This is a genomic window from Kitasatospora sp. NPDC054768 (assembly GCF_053612025.1).
Genome location: NZ_JBSHBN010000022.1, coordinates 60,632 through 76,200, shown reverse-complemented (window position 1 = coordinate 76,200; position 15,569 = coordinate 60,632). Strand labels below are relative to the sequence as shown.

The 15,569-nt window shown below is 74.1% G+C and carries 17 protein-coding genes; 10 read left to right on the top strand and 7 right to left on the bottom strand.

The window, feature by feature from the left end; all coding sequences use genetic code 11:
- Nucleotides 1-207: 207 nt before the first annotated feature.
- The 4 genes from ACWGKU_RS09770 (at nucleotide 208) to ACWGKU_RS09755 (ending at nucleotide 3,507) form a co-directional block, all read left to right on the top strand.
- Nucleotides 208-1,083 (top strand): alpha/beta fold hydrolase, encoded by an 876-nt coding sequence (locus tag ACWGKU_RS09770; protein WP_452178009.1) that lies wholly within the window; start codon nucleotides 208-210, stop codon nucleotides 1,081-1,083.
- A gap of 409 nt (nucleotides 1,084-1,492) precedes the next feature.
- Nucleotides 1,493-1,651 (top strand): hypothetical protein, encoded by a 159-nt coding sequence (locus ACWGKU_RS09765; protein ID WP_359903649.1) that lies wholly within the window; start codon nucleotides 1,493-1,495, stop codon nucleotides 1,649-1,651.
- Nucleotides 1,652-1,958: 307 nt separating this feature from the next.
- On the top strand, nucleotides 1,959-2,597 hold the full coding sequence (locus ACWGKU_RS09760) for a DUF6758 family protein (RefSeq protein ID WP_401049598.1): 639 nt from the start codon (nucleotides 1,959-1,961) through the stop codon (nucleotides 2,595-2,597).
- 49 nt (nucleotides 2,598-2,646) lie between these two features.
- Nucleotides 2,647-3,507: a PHP domain-containing protein gene (locus ACWGKU_RS09755; RefSeq protein WP_401049600.1), complete on the top strand. Its 861-nt coding sequence runs from the start codon at nucleotides 2,647-2,649 to the stop codon at nucleotides 3,505-3,507.
- Between the two features lie 108 nt (nucleotides 3,508-3,615).
- Here ACWGKU_RS09755 and ACWGKU_RS09750 read toward each other — a convergent pair whose 3' ends face one another.
- Complete coding sequence (locus ACWGKU_RS09750) at nucleotides 3,616-4,257, bottom strand: suppressor of fused domain protein (protein ID WP_359903526.1); 642 nt, start codon at nucleotides 4,255-4,257, stop codon at nucleotides 3,616-3,618.
- Between the two features lie 453 nt (nucleotides 4,258-4,710).
- On the opposite strand from ACWGKU_RS09750, the gene corA reads away from it, so the two are divergent.
- Nucleotides 4,711-5,832: a magnesium/cobalt transporter CorA gene (gene corA / locus ACWGKU_RS09745; protein ID WP_401049602.1), complete on the top strand. Its 1,122-nt coding sequence runs from the start codon at nucleotides 4,711-4,713 to the stop codon at nucleotides 5,830-5,832.
- A 27-nt stretch (nucleotides 5,833-5,859) separates the two neighbouring features.
- On the opposite strand, the gene ACWGKU_RS09740 is transcribed toward corA, so the two are convergent.
- Nucleotides 5,860-6,831, bottom strand: a complete 972-nt coding sequence (locus ACWGKU_RS09740) for a DMT family transporter (RefSeq protein WP_452178008.1) — start codon at nucleotides 6,829-6,831, stop codon at nucleotides 5,860-5,862.
- Nucleotides 6,832-6,976: 145 nt separating this feature from the next.
- Here ACWGKU_RS09740 and ACWGKU_RS09735 point away from each other — a divergent pair, with 145 nt between their 5' ends.
- The 4 genes from ACWGKU_RS09735 (at nucleotide 6,977) to ACWGKU_RS09720 (ending at nucleotide 10,785) form a co-directional block, all read left to right on the top strand.
- Nucleotides 6,977-7,516 carry a hypothetical protein gene (locus tag ACWGKU_RS09735; protein ID WP_401045007.1) on the top strand — a complete coding sequence of 180 codons (540 nt, stop codon included), beginning with the start codon at nucleotides 6,977-6,979 and terminating at the stop codon, nucleotides 7,514-7,516.
- 128 nt (nucleotides 7,517-7,644) lie between these two features.
- A complete protein-coding gene (locus ACWGKU_RS09730; RefSeq protein WP_359903533.1) occupies nucleotides 7,645-8,943 on the top strand; it encodes a magnesium transporter MgtE N-terminal domain-containing protein in 1,299 nt (432 codons plus the stop codon).
- A gap of 76 nt (nucleotides 8,944-9,019) precedes the next feature.
- On the top strand, nucleotides 9,020-9,568 hold the full coding sequence (locus tag ACWGKU_RS09725) for a DUF1003 domain-containing protein (RefSeq protein ID WP_380350196.1): 549 nt from the start codon (nucleotides 9,020-9,022) through the stop codon (nucleotides 9,566-9,568).
- 56 nt (nucleotides 9,569-9,624) lie between these two features.
- Nucleotides 9,625-10,785: an Mrp/NBP35 family ATP-binding protein gene (locus ACWGKU_RS09720; protein ID WP_359903536.1), complete on the top strand. Its 1,161-nt coding sequence runs from the start codon at nucleotides 9,625-9,627 to the stop codon at nucleotides 10,783-10,785.
- 72 nt (nucleotides 10,786-10,857) lie between these two features.
- On the opposite strand, the gene ACWGKU_RS09715 is transcribed toward ACWGKU_RS09720, so the two are convergent.
- The 4 genes from ACWGKU_RS09715 to sigE form a co-directional block, all read right to left on the bottom strand.
- Nucleotides 10,858-11,526, bottom strand: a complete 669-nt coding sequence (locus ACWGKU_RS09715) for a hypothetical protein (RefSeq protein WP_359903538.1) — start codon at nucleotides 11,524-11,526, stop codon at nucleotides 10,858-10,860.
- Nucleotides 11,527-11,770: 244 nt separating this feature from the next.
- Nucleotides 11,771-12,205 carry a sec-independent translocase gene (locus ACWGKU_RS09710; protein ID WP_359903540.1) on the bottom strand — a complete coding sequence of 145 codons (435 nt, stop codon included), beginning with the start codon at nucleotides 12,203-12,205 and terminating at the stop codon, nucleotides 11,771-11,773.
- A gap of 148 nt (nucleotides 12,206-12,353) precedes the next feature.
- Complete coding sequence (locus ACWGKU_RS09705; protein WP_401044996.1) at nucleotides 12,354-13,238, bottom strand: zf-HC2 domain-containing protein; 885 nt, start codon at nucleotides 13,236-13,238, stop codon at nucleotides 12,354-12,356.
- A gap of 122 nt (nucleotides 13,239-13,360) precedes the next feature.
- A complete protein-coding gene (gene sigE, locus ACWGKU_RS09700; protein ID WP_387694254.1) occupies nucleotides 13,361-14,092 on the bottom strand; it encodes an RNA polymerase sigma factor SigE in 732 nt (243 codons plus the stop codon).
- 258 nt (nucleotides 14,093-14,350) lie between these two features.
- Here sigE and ACWGKU_RS09695 point away from each other — a divergent pair, with 258 nt between their 5' ends.
- Nucleotides 14,351-15,013 (top strand): O-methyltransferase, encoded by a 663-nt coding sequence (locus tag ACWGKU_RS09695; RefSeq protein WP_380540056.1) that lies wholly within the window; start codon nucleotides 14,351-14,353, stop codon nucleotides 15,011-15,013.
- Between the two features lie 111 nt (nucleotides 15,014-15,124).
- On the opposite strand, the gene ACWGKU_RS09690 is transcribed toward ACWGKU_RS09695, so the two are convergent.
- Entirely contained in the window at nucleotides 15,125-15,292 is a 168-nt protein-coding gene (locus ACWGKU_RS09690; RefSeq protein ID WP_014137929.1) for a DUF3117 domain-containing protein, read from the bottom strand.
- Nucleotides 15,293-15,569: the final 277 nt, after the last annotated feature.

Here is a 15,569-nt window from a genome sequence, read left to right as displayed (position 1 = left end):
GAGAGCTCACACCCCGGTACACCCCCCGAGGGGGCGGGCAACGCCACCCGCCCGGCCCCCCCCCCTCGGGCGTTCCACGCCGCGGTCCCGTCCCGCCGATCGTTCCCGGGGCCCCGACCCGCCTCCGCCTCAGGTCACTAGGCTCGGGGCGCCGGGAGTCCCCGGCGGACCGGCGGGTCGCCGGCAGGACAGCAGGGAGAGCAGCCCATGAGCACGCCGCCGTTTCTGACGCTGCCCCGGTGCGCGCGGGCCGAGCGGGTGGTGACCGGGCGTGGGGAGTTCGCGGCGCTGCGGGCGGAGCCGGCCGGGCCGGTGCGCGGCTCGGCGCTGCTGGTGCCGGGGTTCACCGGCAGCAAGGAGGACTTCATCGCGCTGCTGGAGCCGCTGGCGGCGGCCGGGTACCGGGTGACGGCCGTGGACCAGCGCGGGCAGTACGAGACCGGCGGCCCGGACGACCCGGCGGCGTACGGCGTCGGGGCGCTCGGCGCGGACGTACGGGCGCTGACCGGGGCGCTGACCGCCGACGGCACCCCCTTGCACCTGCTGGGGCACTCCTTCGGCGGCCAGGTGGTGCGCGAGGCGGTACTCGCCGCGGCCGCCGAGGGCCCGCTGCCCTGGCGGTCGCTGACCCTGGTGTCCACCGGCCCGGGCGCGATCGATCCGGCCGAGGCGGCCCGCACCGAGCTGCTGCTGGACGCCCTGCGGGGCATGGACCTGGAGCAGATCTGGCAGGTCATGCGGCAGTTGGAGGCGGAGAGCGGGCAGCCGCGGCCGAACCTGGAACCGGCCGTCGCGGAGTTCCTGCACCGGCGCTGGCTGGCCAACGTGCCGCGGGCGCTGTCCGTCACCGGCGGCCATCTGGTGGCCGCGCCGGACCGGGTGGCGGAGCTGGCCGCCGCCACCGCCGGACTGCCGCTGCTGGTGCTGTCGGGCGTGCGGGACCACGCCTGGCCGGTCCCGGAGCAGACCGCGATGGCCGAGCGGCTGGGTGCCCGCCGGGTGGTGGTCGCGGACGCCGGCCACTCCCCCAACGCCGAGCGGCCGGCCGCCACGGCCGAGGCGCTGGCCGCTTTCTGGGGCTGACGCGGCCGGCGCCGACGCCCGCCGGACCGGTCCGGTTCCCCCGGTTCACCGAAAGTGGTCTGTACCACTTCTGCAACTTCGACCGGCTTCACCACAGGACAAAATTCGTTAGTTACGGTAATCTTTGATTCTGTCCGGGAATCATCGCCGGCCTCCGCTCGGCGCCAATCTCCCGAAACCTGGACTTTACGGACGGGCAACGGCCCGGTAGCACCGCCACGTCACCGTGGTTCACGAGGCACTGGACGCACCAGGCAAGCAAGGGGGGCCCTTGCCGCAGCAGACCGCCGCACCCGCGACTACGACCCGCCCGGTCCGGTCTCACCGCCGGATCCGCAGGACCCCGAAAGGGCTGATACCGACTCAGCCGCGACCGCCCCGCCCCGCGGGGTCAGGAAAGGAGACGCCCATGACGAAGACCATGCGCTTCGAGATCGTCCGGCTCGACGACACCAACGGCTCCGCCGCCGACCGCCTCATCGCCGACGCCGCCACCGTGCGCGAGGTCGTCGACGCCGCCGCCCGCACCGGCGAGCGCCTGCTCATCCGCCCGTGCCCGACCGTCTGACCCGGCGCGGCGCCTCCGACCCGGAGCCCACACCCGCCGCCGACGACCCGGGAGCGTCCGATCCGGACGTTCCGATACCCGACTGACGCCCCGTCACCGCATTCGCCGATGACGGGGCGTCAGTGCGTTCGGGGTCGGAGCCGGAACGTTTGCCGCCGCCCGGGACGGGACATCCCCCAACGGGAACCGCCCGCGCCGCGCCCACCCGGTGCCGGTCCGGGCGTCCGCCACCGACAGGTGCCGCCGAGCCCTCCGTACGGGTGATCGTCCTTGACGCGGCGGTCCGGAGGGAGGAGCGTTGACGGCTATGAGGGGCGAGCCAAGCTGCCCGAGGTGCGCCGGTCGGGTCCGCGCCCCCGGTCTGTTCTCAGACACCTGGCAGTGCGACCGGCACGGAGCCGTGCACCCGATGCAGCCCGTGCTGCCCCCGAGTGTGGAGGCCCTCGGCGTCGCCGTCGCCCGCTCCCAGGTCCCGGTCTGGCTGCCCTGGCCGCTCCCGGTCGGCTGGCTCTACACCGGCATCGCCCACGTCGGTGACGACGTTTCGGGAGCCCGGGCCACCGCCGTCGCCTGCTCCGGACCGGCCCCGCTCGGCGGCTTCGGCGAGCTGGTGCTGATCGCCGAGGAGCTGGGCGTCGGCCTCGGTGCCCGCTACGCGGGCCTGCCCGGGCCGGACCCGGGCGACTCCGTCGGCCTCTACAAGCCCGCCGACGCCAAGCTGATGGCCGCCGGGCGGCCCACTCCGATGTTCCACGTCCCGGACGCCCCGGCCGACCGCGCGGTGTTCGCCGGCGAGGGCCGCGGGCTCTGGCTCTGGGCGGTCGCCTGGCCCGAGCAGTCCGCGCTGGTGATGTACGACGAACTGGTGCTGACCGACCTTCGCGAGGCGGGCGCCGAACTGGACCTGCTGCCCTGCGGGGCGCTCTCCCCCCGGCTGCTCGGCTGACCGCTGGCCTATCCTGGGCGGCACCCACGAGCCCCCAGGAGCCCGACCCGTGCGCATCGACCTGCACGCCCACAGCAACGCCTCCGACGGCACCGACAGCCCGGCCGAGCTGGTCGCCGCGGCCGTCGCCGCGGACCTCGACGTGGTGGCGCTGACCGACCACGACACCGTGGCCGGCCACGCCGAGGCCGCCGGGGCGGTGCGCGAGCTGCCCGCCGGCAGCCGGCTGACCGTCGTCCCGGGCGCCGAGCTGTCCTGTGCCGTGGACGGCATCAGCATGCACCTGCTGGCGTACCTGTTCGACCCCGAGGAGCCGGAGTTCGCGCGCGAGCGGGACCTGGTGCGCACCGACCGGTTCCGGCGCGGTCGGGCGATCGTGGAGCGCTGCCGGGAGCTCGGCGCGGACATCAGCTGGGAGCAGGTGCGGCGGATCGCCGGGGCCGGCTCGGTCGGGCGGCCGCACATCGCCAGCGCGCTGGTCGAGGCGGGCGTGGTGGCCACCGTCTCGGACGCCTTCACCGCCGACTGGCTGGCCAACGGCGGGCGGGCGGACGTGCGCAAGCACGAGACCGACCCGGTCGCGGCGGTCCGGCTGGTCCGGGCGGCCGGCGGGGTGCCGGTGTTCGCCCACCCGGGCGCGGTCAAGCGCGGCCGGACGGTCTCCGACCAGGTGATCGCCGACCTCGCGGCGGCCGGGCTGGCCGGGCTGGAGGTCGACCACACCGACCACGACGAGGACACCAGGGTCCGGCTGCGCGGCCTGGCCGGCGAGCTCGGCCTGCTGGTCACCGGCTCCAGCGACTACCACGGCACCCGCAAGACCGTCCGGCTCGGCGAACACACCACCGACCCCGAGGTGTACGGGGCACTGCTGGCGCAGGCCACCGGCGCCAAGCCGATCGAGCGCTGAGCGGACGCGAGGACGGACGCGGGGACGGACGCGAACGCGGGGGCAGGGGACTCATGATCCCTTGCCCCGGGGTTCGACGCCGCCGCACCCCGTCCGATCGCACCGCGGTCAGTCCAGCCGGACGCCGCGGCGGTTCGGGTCGCGCAGGTCGGCGCCCTGGTCGAGCCAGCGCTCCTGCAGCGCGGCCGCGCCGTGCACCCGCTTCCAGCCCGCCTCGTTGGGCGTCATCGGCAGCAGCGGCAGGAAGCGGACCGGATCGGCCGGCTCGGCCAGTTCCAGGTCCTCGACCAGGCCGCCCGGTTCGGCCGCGAGCACCGAGGTGAAGGGCGCGCCGTCCCAGAGCGGGGAGCCGAGGTCCAGCGAGCCGCCCGGGGCCACCACCAGGCCCTCGACCTGCGGGGTGGCGGCGAAGGTGGCCAGGGTGCGCAGCACGCTGTCGCGCCCGCCCCGGACGGTCAGCACCAGTTCGGCGCGCGGGCCGCGCACCTGGTCGGCGACCGGCGCGGTCGGGTCGGCCATCGGCGCGGCGGACATGCCGAGCGTGGCGTACCGCACGAGGTCCTCGGTGTCCGGGCCGAAGCGCAGCACCTCGATCCGGTCGGCACCGAGGAAGGTGACCGCGGCGCGGCCGCCCGGCTCGCCGAAGGTGGAGATCAGCCGGGCCTCGACGGCGGCCAGCACCGCCTCCCGGGAGAGCTCCGGGGAGGTGCCGCCGTGGGGGTCGCCGAAGAGCGGGAAGTCGTGCGCCATGCCGGTGAGCGTAACCCCCGGGGGTTCGCGGGCCGCGTGCGGGCGGGTGCGCGGGCGCTCGCGGCGGGGCCGCACAAGGATCCTGTAAAGCCTTCGGAAACCTCCGGGAAACCCCACGGCTTCGACGCCCGGTCAGATGTTAGGGTGAGCGACTGGCCACCGGGATCGTTTCGTCCCGGGGCGGCGGCGCGAAGGAGGTGGTTGCGGTGGATACCGGCCGACCATGCAGTACCGGCAGCTCTACCCGGCCCCGACTCCCCCGTACCCCGCGCCCCGCAGGCCCAACCGGCTGAATCAGCCGCGGTAGCCCCGGGCACAGGCCCCACGGCGGACGGACCGGCCGGGAGAGCACTTTCATCCCCCGTTTCACCGGTGTTCTCCGCCGTCGTACCGCGGCCGAACGTTTTTCCTTCCGCGCCGCCGCGCGACGGTTCCTGCCTCTGGGAGCCTGCCATGTCGATGATCAACAGCCTGCGCGCCGCCGTCCGCACCAACCGCCGCCGCGGTGCGTCCGGCGTCTACGACGTCCTGCCCGAGGACGCCGGTTCGGCGGTCGTGGACTGCGCGGTCTACCAGCACGGCAAGCGCAGGGGCGAGACGTGCAGCCCCCGCGAGGCCGCCCGGCGGGTCAAGGCCGCCCACCAACTCCCCGAGGGCGAGGGATCGTTCAGCTGGATCGGGCTGCACGAGCCGACCGAGGCCGAGTTCGAGGGGATCGCCCAGCGCTTCGGCCTGCACCCGCTCGCGGTCGAGGACGCGGTGCACGCGCACCAGCGCCCCAAGGTCGAGCGCTACGACAGCGTGCTGTTCGCCGTCTTCAAGACCATCCGCTACGTGGAGCACGACCAGCTCACGCCCACCAGCGAGGTGGTGGAGACCGGCGAGCTGATGGTCTTCGCCGGCCGGGACTTCGTCATCACCGTCCGGCACGGCGGCCACGGCTCGCTGCAGGAGCTGCGCCACCGGCTGGAGGCCGACGCGGACGAGACCGGGCTGCTCTCCAAGGGCCCGGCGGCGGTGCTGCACGCGATCGCCGACCACGTGGTGGACAACTACCTGCTGGTCGCCGAGCGGCTCCAGAACGACGTGGACGAGATCGAGTACGGCGTCTTCTCGGCCAAGGGCGGGCGCAGCGCCGATGTCGGCCGGGTCTACCAACTCAAGCGCGAGGTACTGGAGTTCAAGCGTGCCGTGGTGCCGCTGCTGCGCCCGATGCAGCAGCTTTCCGAGCCGCTCCAGCGGCTGGTCGACCCGGACATCCAGAAGTACTTCCGGGACGTCGCCGACCACCTGGCCCGGGTCGCCGAGCAGGTGCACGGCTTCGACGAGCTGCTGAACTCGCTGCTGCAGGCGAACCTGGCGCAGGTCTCGGTGGCGCAGAACGAGGACATGCGCAAGATCACCGCCTGGGCGGCGATCTTCGCGGTGCCCACCATGATCACCGGCGTGTACGGCATGAACTTCGATTACATGCCCGAGCTGCACCACGAGTACGGCTACCCGATGGTGCTCGGCGCGATCGTGCTGATCTGCGTCGGGATGTACCGGGGCTTCCGCCGCAACGGCTGGCTCTGACCGCCGCGGCCGGCTCCGGGCCGACGGTCAGCGCCGCCCACCGCGGGCGACCAGGACCAGGCCGAGCAGGATCAGCACCACCGCCGGGTAGGCGGCCGCCGGGGGCCACTGGCCCAGCCAGAGGGCGGCGATCAGCGCCGCACCCGGGGTCTCCAGCAGGATCGCGGTGGAGGTGATCGACGGCCCGAGGTTGCGCACCACGCGGTTGCTCAGCGAGTGGCCGAGCAGCTGGGCGGCGACCATCAGCAGCACGATCTGCCACCACACCCCGGCCGGCCATCCGGCCAGCGGCGTTCCGGCCACCAGGCAGATCCCCAGCAGCACGACCGCCGTGGTGGCGTAGCAGACCAGGGTGTAGGCGGTGGTGCTGACGGTCCTGCGGACCTCGGCGCCCAGCAGCATGTACCCGGCCGCGGCCAGGCCCGCGCCGAGCGCGAGGGCGTCGCCGAGCAGTGCGCGCGGGGAGAGCGAGAGGTCCACGCCGGTCAGCACCAGCACGCCGGCGAAGGCGACGATCGTGCCGGTCCAGACCGCTCGCGGCGCCCGGACGCCCATCAGCCGCATCAGCAGGATGGTCCACAGCGGGGTGGTGGTGACCAGGGCGGTGGCCGAGGCCACCGAGGTCATCCGCAGGCTGGGCATCCAGAGCGCGAAGTGCACACCGAGCAGCACTCCCGCGGCCACCGCGAGCAGCAGTGCCCGCCGGCCGATCCCGCGCAGTTCGGCGCGGTGGCGCAGCAGCGCGTACGGGCCGAGGACGCCGACCGACATGACGTTGCGCCAGAAGGCGATCGCCAGCGCGGGCGCGGCGGTGGCGCTGATCAGCGGACCGGACAGCGAGATGCCGCCGATCGAGACGGCGAGCAGCAGCAGGTCGAGGGTGGGGAGCGGGTGCGCCGGCCCCGGGCCGGCGGTCGCGGTCGCGGGGGCGGTCGCGGGGGCGGTCGGGGCGGCGGTCGGGGCGGCGGAGGGGGCGGTCGCGGGCCGGGCGGCGGACACGGCGCTCCTTGCTGGTCGCGGGGGTGGGGCGGTCATACGGTAAGGCCCGTGGCGGCGCAATGGAACTGTCGCCCGGAGGCTGAGACGTCCGACCGGCTCCGGACCGCTCCGCCGGAGGGCCCCCGGTGGCCGTACGCTGTCCGCCATGGACCGTACGCCCGCCGCCGCGACCGCCGACGACTTCCTCGACCAGGCCCTGCTGGAGGAGGCCGCGAAGAAGTCCGGCCTGCTCTGGGTGCGCGCGGACGGGCAGGAGCACGCCCGGCCGCTGTGGCACGCCTGGCACGACGGCGCCGTCGTGGTGGTCGGCGGGGGCGGCGAGCAGCCGCTGCACGGCCTGGAGCCCGGCGCCGGGGCCGTGGTCACCGTCCGCAGCAAGGACAAGGGCGGCCGACTGACCGGCTGGAACGCCCGGGTGGTCGAACCGGCCCCGAACAGCGAGGCTTGGCTGGGCGCCGTCGAGGAGCTCAAGGGCAAGCGGCTGAACGCGCCCGACACCGACGCCATCACCACCCGCTGGGCCCGCGAGTGCCGGGTGCTGCGGCTGGAGCCGACCGGCCCGCTCACCGAGCACCCCGGGGCGATGCCGGACGGCTCGCATGCCGCGCAGCCGCTGCCCACCCCGGCCACCACCCGCCGCCCGATCCCGGCCGGCCTGCCCAAACTGCTGTTCAAGCGCCGTTAAAGGTTCACGCCCGGGACTCGTCCGGCGGCTACCGTGCCTCCCGGCCGGGCCCGGAACACGCGGGTAGCCTTGGCCGCGGACGCGCCCCCGGCGCATCCGGTACGGCATCGAGCGAGTCGAGGGAGTCCATGGCAGGGCCAGGCACCCGGGTCTTCATCTCCCATCTGTCCGCCATCGCGGTCTTCGACCCGAACGGCGACCAGGTCGGGCGGGTCCGGGACGTGGTCGTGTCGCTGCGGCTCGGCGGCCGCCCGCCGCGCGTGCTCGGCCTGGTGGTCGAGGTGGTCGGCCGGCGCCGGATCTTCCTGCCGATGACCCGGGTGACCAGCCTGGAGTCCGGCCAGGTGCTCACCACCGGCGTGATCAACATGCGCCGCTTCGAGCAGCGCCCGTCCGAGACCCTGGTGCTCGCCGAACTGCTGGACCGCACCGTCACCTGGTCCAAGACCGGTGAGCAGGTCACCGTGCTGGACGTCGGCATGGTGCAGAGCCGGCTGCGCGAGTGGGAGATCAGCAAGGTCTTCGTCCAGCTCGGCCGGGCCGGCCGGCTGCGCAAGGGCAAGGGCGAACGGCTCACCCTGGACTGGCAGGACGTCACCGGCTTCTCGCTGACCGAACAGGACCAGGGCGCGGCCAACCTGCTCGCCACCTTCGAGCAGCTGCGCCCCGCCGACCTCGCCAGCGTGCTGCACCACCTGTCCGCCAAGCGCCGGGCCGAGGTCGCCGCCGCCCTCGACGACGAGCGGCTGGCCGACGTCCTGGAGGAGCTGCCCGAGGACGACCAGGTCGAGATCATCGGCAAGCTCCAGGAGGAGCGCGCCGCCGACGTCCTGGAGGCGATGGACCCGGACGACGCCGCCGACCTGCTCTCCGAGCTGCCCGGCGACGAGGCCGAGCGGCTGCTCCAGCTGATGGAGCCGGACGAGGCCGCGCCGGTGCGCCGCCTGCTGACGTACGAGGAGGACACCGCCGGCGGTCTGATGACCACCGAGCCGGTCGTGCTGGAGCCGGACGCGACCGTCGCCGAGGCGCTGGCCCGGGTCCGGGTCAGCGACCACAAGCCCGCGCTGGCCGCGCAGGTCTTCGTCTGCCGCCCGCCGAACGAGACCCCGACCGGCCGCTACCTGGGCACCGTGCACTTCCAGCGGCTGCTGCGCGAACCCCCGTACGTCCTGGTCGGCTCGCTGGTGGACGACGACCTGGACCCGCTGCCGCCGGACACCCCGCTGTCGCTGATCACCAGCTACCTGGCGACCTACAACCTGGTCGCCGCACCGGTCGTGGACGACGCGGACCACCTGCTCGGCGCGGTGACCGTCGACGACGTGCTCGACCACCTGCTGCCGGACGACTGGCGCGACGCCGCGCTGCACGCCCACGACGAGGACCGCGACGACGAGAGCGAAGGGGTGACCGGTGGACGGTGACCGCAGCGGACGGCCGGACGACTCCGCGCGCCGACGCCTCCAGGGAGAACTGCGCCAGCTGCGTCAGCTGCGCGAGCTGCGCACCCGCGAGGGCGGCCGGGACCGGCGCTCGGACACCGCGCCGATCACCGGCACCGGCCGCGCCCGGCTCGACCAGCCGCGCACCGCGCGGCCCGGCCTGCTCTCGCTGCCGTCCTACGACCCGGAGGCCTTCGGCGTCCTGTCCGAGCGGATCGCCCGCTTCCTCGGCACCGGTCGGTTCATCGTCTGGATGACGGTGGTGGTCGTCGTCTGGATAGCGTGGAACACCCTGCTGCCGGCGAACGTGCGCTTCGACGAGTACCCGTTCATCTTCCTGACCCTGGCGCTGTCCCTGCAGGCCTCGTACGCGGCCCCACTGATCCTGCTGGCGCAGAACCGCCAGGACAACCGGGACCGGGTCAACATGGAGCAGGACCGGGCCCGCAGCGACCGCAACATCGCCGACACCGAGTACCTGACCCGCGAGGTCGCGGCCCTGCGGCACGGGCTCGGCGAGGTGGCCACGCGGGACTTCATCCGGTCCGAACTCCAGTCCCTGCTCAAGGAGATCGACGAGCGCCGGGAGTCCTCCGACGCCCTGTGACCCTCGGCACGCTACCGGCGAGTCAAGGGAATCCGTCGGCGCCGTACCATCAAGGCATGGCCAACGAGACAGAGGTCGCGGCCGGCGTCACGGAGGAGTCCGTACGCCAGGCGCTGGCGACCGTCAACGACCCGGAGATCAACCGCCCGATCACCGAGATCGGCATGGTGAAATCGGTCGGGATCGCCGAGGGCGGCGCGGTGCGCGTCGCGGTCTACCTGACGGTCTCCGGCTGCCCGATGCGCGACACCATCGTCACCCGGGTGCGCGAGGCGGTCGGGAAGGTCCCCGGCGTGACCGGCGTCGAGGTCGAGCTCGACGTGATGAGCGACGAGCAGCGCAAGGAGCTGTCCCAGCTGCTGCGCGGCGGCGCCCCCGAGCGGGAGATCCCGTTCGCCAAGCCGGGCACGCTGACCAGGGTCTACGCCGTCGCCTCCGGCAAGGGCGGCGTCGGCAAGTCCTCGGTGACCGTCAACCTGGCGGCCGCGATGGCCGCCGACGGTCTGAAGGTCGCCGTGGTGGACGCCGACATCTACGGCCACAGCGTGCCGCGCATGCTGGGCGTCGAGGGCCGGCCGACCCAGGTCCAGGACATGATCATGCCGCCGCAGGCGAACGGCGTGAAGGTCATCTCGATCGGCATGTTCACCCCGGGCAACGCCCCGGTGGTCTGGCGCGGCCCGATGCTGCACCGCGCGCTCCAGCAGTTCCTCGCCGACGTGTACTGGGGCGACCTGGACGTGCTGCTGCTGGACCTGCCGCCCGGCACCGGCGACATCGCGATCTCGGTGGCCCAGCTGGTCCCCAACGCGGAGATCCTGATCGTCACCACCCCGCAGATGGCCGCCGCCGAGGTGGCCGAGCGGGCCGGCACCATCGCGGTGCAGACCCACCAGAAGATCGTCGGCGTGATCGAGAACATGTCCGGCATGCCGTGCCCGCACTGCGACGAGATGATCGACGTCTTCGGGACCGGCGGCGGCCGGACCGTCGCGGACGCGCTCACCCGCACCGTCGGCGCGACCGTCCCGGTGCTCGGCTCGATCCCGATCGACGTGCGGCTGCGCGAGGGCGGCGACGACGGCCGCCCGGTCGTGCTCGCCGCGCCCGACTCCCCGGCCGGCGCCGCCCTGCGCGCCGTGGCCGGCAAGCTCGGCGGCCGCCAGCGCGGGCTGTCCGGCATGTCGCTGGGCCTGACGCCCAGGAACAAGTTCTGAGACCGTGACCGACGAAGGGCCGGGTGGCCGGACCACCCGGCCCTTCGTCGTACCGTCGCGCGCCCCGGGGCGCTACGGCCGCGTGTAGGCGGCCAGCTCCGGAACGGTGGAGAAGCCGATGCCGTAGGCGCTGACGCCGCGGCCGTAGGCGCCGAGCAGGACGCCGGGGGCCTCGCCGGCCAGCACCCAGCCGTACTCGGACTCGCGGTAGCGGAAGGGCTGCGGCAGCCCGTTGACGGGCAGGCTGAGGGTGGACCAGCCGGGGCCCGCCAGGTCGTCGGCGAGGTCCCAGGCGAGGCTGCTCTGCTGGTCCAGCCAGTCCTGGCGCAGCGCCCGGTCCAGCTGCCCGGGCCAGGTCCCGGCGAGCAGGCCGGAGCCGGCCAGCCAGGCCGCGGAGGAGGCGGAGGTCGCCTCCAGGGTGCCGGTGTTGTCGGCACTGCGGCGGCTGTCCCGGCGCGCCACCGTGACCACGACGGCGAACTTCCGCACGTCGCGCGGCTCGTACCGCTGGGCCGGCTCCTCGCCGTGGCCGAGCGAGCCGTAGTCGACGCTGCCCGCGGTGCGGGGGCCGGCGCCGGCCTGCACCAGGAAGCGACGGCCGGTCCAGCCCTCGTCCAGCCCGTACCAGGGGAAGTCTGCGGACAGGTAGGGCACCAGCGGGTCCACCGGGCCGGCCTGTCCGCCGACCACCGGGCCGCCGGCCGTGGCCGTCGCCCCTCCCGCCTGACTCGTCGCGTCCATCCCCGGGCCTCCTCAAACACACGTTTGCCTGCCGTGGCGCGCTCCCATGGTGGCGCACCGCGGCGCTCCCCGGGGCCGTTCCTGGTACGCGACGGGGCGCGTTGTGACGGACGGCTCAGCGGGAACAATCAGCACAATAGCGGCGCACACGCCACCGCCCCGCTCAGCCGGTGGCCGGGCGGGGCGGGGGCGCGGAGCCGGAGGCGCCGTACGCGGTGCGGATCGACCGGCGTACGCGGCGTGATCAGGTGGCGTCGGGGTCGAACGGGGGGCGCTCGCCGGGCGCCAGCGGGGCGCCGGTGGAGGCGGCGGCCGGCTCGGACTTCTCGAAGCTGACGCTGCCGCTGCGGCCGTTGACCGGCGCCGCGGGCTTGTCGTCCAGGACCGAGCGGATGTCCAGCGAGTCCTTCATCTCCTTGAGGCCCAGCGGGTCGTCCTGGCCACCCATGAGCTGCTTGCGGACGAAGGTCTTGGGGTTCAGGTCCTCGAACTCGAAGTCCTGGAACTCGGGGCCCAGCTCGCTGCGGATGTCCTCCTTCGCGTTGTCGGCGAAGGAACGGATCTTCCGGATGAAGCCCATGGTGTCCTGGATCAATTTCGGCAGTTTGTCCGGGCCGAAGATGATGATCGCCATCACGGCAAGCGTCAGGAGCTCCAGCCCACCCACGTCGCTGAACACCTTTGCTCCCTAGCTCGTCGGACGACGGTTCCTACAGGGTAATGGCCACCGGCGAGTCCCTGGTCCACGCTGGGATGAAGCCGTGGTAAAGACCTGCCGGTGGCCGAGGCCGTCCGGACCGGAACACCGGTGTCCGTCGAGGGCCGCTCTAGCGAGTCTGCTGGCGCAGGGCGGCGGGGCCCCCGGGGTAGCGCTCCGGGTAGCCCGGCGGGGTCGCCTCGCGGGTCGCGGCGACCGGGCGGCCCGGGAAGTCCACCGGGACCTGCGCGTTCATCGGGACGAGCCCGCCGCCCCGGCCGGTGCCGGCACCGGGCGGGCTGACGGTGGTGCCGTGGCGCTCCTCGCCCTGGGTGCTGAGCCCGCCGACGCCGCCGAGCGTCACCGCGGCGACGGAGAAGGCGCCCGCGGCCGCGAACACCAGTCGGCGTCCGCGCGCGGGAGGGCGCACGACGGCCGTGGAGGGCTGCGGACGGGCCGGGGCGGCGGTGGGCTCGGGACGGGCCGCGCGCCGGCCCATGAGCGGCCGCAGCACCGCGCCGCGCCCGAAGGCGCGCGGGTCCACCCCGGGCAGCGGGGCGTCGGCGCCGAGCGCGCCCGCGCCGAAGGAGGCCCCGGCACCGCGGCCGAAGGAGCCGCCGTCGAGCCGGCTGCCGCCGAGCGTGCCGGTGGCCGCGACCCCGCCACCGGGCAGGTCGTCGTCGTCATCGCGGCGGCCGCGTCCGGTCGGCCGGTCGCGGTCCGCCGGGGCGTCCTCGGGGAGGTTTCCGACGGCCATCAGGCGGGCCATCAGCGCGGAGGACGGGCCGGGGGTGCCGGTGCGGGTCAGCATGTGCTTGACGGCGCGGCCCTCGTCGGCCTCGGCGAGGCACTGGGGGCAGGTCGCCAGGTGGGCCTGGACGCGGTCGCGCGAGTCGTGGCCGAGTTCGCCGTCCAGGAAGGCGGAGAGGCGCTCGCCCAGGTGGTGCTCCTCGGCGGCGGGCGCGGTGGGGCGGACGGGAAGCGCATGCAGCGCCGTGTCCGCGGGCAGTGCCACCGCGGGCAGCACGGGCTCACTGGGGTCGTCGCCTCCGCGACGGCCCGGCAGGGCCCAGCCCCGTCGGGTCAGGGACCGGTCGGACGCATCCGAACGATCCGAACCGGACCGGCTGGTTCCGCTCACGATCGCCTCCGTCCGCGCCCACCGGGCGCGACCGCGGCCTCGACCACGCCGACGCCGACCGGCACCGGCTCCTCCGAGCCGCCGCGGCGCTCACGGCCGGGGGCCGAGCCGGGGGCGCGGTGCTTGAGCGCGGCGCGCAGGTGCGAGCGGCCGCGGTGGATGCGGCTGCGGACGGTGCCGAGCTTGACGCCCAGCGTGGCGGCGATCTCCTCGTAGGACAGGCCCTCGATGTCGCAGAGCACCACGGCGGCCCGGAACTCCGGCGCGAGGGTGTCCAGCGCCTGCTGGACGTCGGCGTCGAAGTGGGTGTCGCTGAAGTGCTGGGCCGGGCTGGGCTCGCGGGAGGCGAGCCGCTCGGCCGCGTCCTCGCCGAGCGCGTCGAAGCGGATGCGCTGGCGGCGGCGGACCATGTCCAGGAAGAGGTTGGTGGTGATCCGGTGCAGCCAGCCCTCGAACGTGCCGGGGGTGTAGGTCGACAGCGAACGGAACACCCGGACGAAGACCTCCTGGGTGAGGTCCTCGGCGTCGTGCTGGTTGCCCGTCAGACGATAGGCGAGCCGGTAGACGCGGGCGCTGTGCGCCTCGACGATCTCCTCCCAGGTGGGCGGAGTCCAGGTCTGCGCGTCGGGACCTTCGGTGAAGGTCGCGAGGGCGGGGGCCTCGGTGGCACCGGCGGTCGGCGTAGCGGCCGCGGGCTGGTCCAGGTCGGAGTGCGCAGGCTGGTTCATCACGGGCTTCGGCGTACGGGCCGACGCGGTGCCGCGGGAGTGCCGCCGCACAGGGACGTCGCCCTCGGCCACACCTCCTCGGTCGGCTCTTCTGCCCAGCAGGGCCACCACCATATCCACCTCACCCGTCAAGCCCGGATAAAAGTGCCCGGGAGGCCTTCCGCACCCGGTCCGTCCTGACAACGGCCCGCCGCCGTACGCGGTTCCCGGTCGGCCAGTAATCTGTGCCAGGAAATATCGACATCCCTCGGCACCGGGCTGCCGCCCGGCGCTCCGAAAGAGGCAGCCATCAGCGAATTCGGGCCCGCACGTGCGGCTCTCGCCGACACCTACGTGAGCGAGGACGCGGTGCTGACCTACGCCCGGGCCCAGTCCGCGCGGACCGGGATAAAGGCGATCGGGCCGAGCGGCGGGGCGTGCCTGCGGCTGCTGGCCGCCGCGCTGGACGCCAAGGCGGTCGCCGAGATCGGCACCGGCACCGGGGTATCAGGGGTCTACCTGCTGCGCGGGATGCGGCCGGACGGCGTGCTCACCACGGTGGACTCCGAACCGGTGCGCCAGCAGCTGGCGCGCGAGGCGTACCAGGCGGCCGGGTTCGCGGCCAACCGCTCCCGGTTCATACCGGGCCGGGCCCTGGAGGTGCTGCCCCGGCTCGCCGACGGCCAGTACGACCTGGTGTTCTGCGACGGCGACCCGGTCGAGTCCTGCGAGTACCTGCTGGAGGCGCTGCGGCTGCTGCGGCCGGGCGGGATGGTCTGCTTCGAGGGGGTCTTCCAGGAGGGAAGGCTGGCCGAGCCGGAGCTCCAGGACCCGCAGACCGGCGCCGTCCGGGACCTGGTCCGGGACGTGCGGGAGAGCGAGGCCCTGCTGCCGGCACTGCTGCCGGTGTCGGACGGGCTGCTCTGCGCCATCAAGCGCTGAGCCCGGCGCCCCGCGGGGACCGGGCCCGGAAAACGTGCGGACCCGGGCCGACATGACGTCGTACCCGGGCCCGGCAGCACATCTCCAGGAGATGGCGAGCACCTGCTGCGGTCAGCCGCAGGCCTTCTTCAGGGCCTCGCCGAGGGCGTCGGCCTCGTCAGGCGTGAGCTCCACCACAAGGCGTCCGCCGCCTTCGAGCGGAACGCGCATGATGATGCCCCGCCCCTCTTTGGTGACTTCGAGCGGGCCGTCACCCGTCCGCGGCTTCATGGCCGCCATGCTCGTTCCCCTTCCTGCAACCGCTCAGCTACGCACCGGCAGTCCGTCCACCGCCGGTATCGAACGCATTGATCGGAAGCCATTATCCCGCATGCCACGGGCTGATGACCAACATCACTCTCGGTGCAACCACGGCCGGACCGCCCCCAACCGCCGCAAACCACGTCATAAGCCCCGGCGTGGCGGCGGCACGGACAGCACCGGAAGGTGCGATACCTCACACTCCCCAGGCCCCCGTGTGCTCCGGCATCCTGACACACACGACCGACACCGCCAC

Bases quoted from the DNA above. Each gene is read 5' to 3' on its own strand.
- ACWGKU_RS09735 (WP_401045007.1), top strand. From the start codon at position 6,977: ATGGACCGTACGCCCGCCGCCGCGACCGCCGACGACTTCCTCGACCAG.
- ACWGKU_RS09720 (WP_359903536.1), top strand. From the start codon at position 9,625: ATGGCCAACGAGACAGAGGTCGCGGCCGGCGTCACGGAGGAGTCCGTA.
- ACWGKU_RS09730 (WP_359903533.1), top strand. From the start codon at position 7,645: ATGGCAGGGCCAGGCACCCGGGTCTTCATCTCCCATCTGTCCGCCATC.
- ACWGKU_RS09690 (WP_014137929.1), bottom strand. From the start codon at position 15,292: ATGGCGGCCATGAAGCCGCGGACGGGTGACGGCCCGCTCGAAGTCACC.
- sigE (WP_387694254.1), bottom strand. From the start codon at position 14,092: ATGAACCAGCCTGCGCACTCCGACCTGGACCAGCCCGCGGCCGCTACG.
- ACWGKU_RS09770 (WP_452178009.1), top strand. From the start codon at position 208: ATGAGCACGCCGCCGTTTCTGACGCTGCCCCGGTGCGCGCGGGCCGAG.
- ACWGKU_RS09715 (WP_359903538.1), bottom strand. From the start codon at position 11,526: ATGGACGCGACGAGTCAGGCGGGAGGGGCGACGGCCACGGCCGGCGGC.
- ACWGKU_RS09765 (WP_359903649.1), top strand. From the start codon at position 1,493: ATGACGAAGACCATGCGCTTCGAGATCGTCCGGCTCGACGACACCAAC.
- ACWGKU_RS09760 (WP_401049598.1), top strand. From the start codon at position 1,959: ATGAGGGGCGAGCCAAGCTGCCCGAGGTGCGCCGGTCGGGTCCGCGCC.
- ACWGKU_RS09750 (WP_359903526.1), bottom strand. From the start codon at position 4,257: ATGGCGCACGACTTCCCGCTCTTCGGCGACCCCCACGGCGGCACCTCC.
- corA (WP_401049602.1), top strand. From the start codon at position 4,711: ATGTCGATGATCAACAGCCTGCGCGCCGCCGTCCGCACCAACCGCCGC.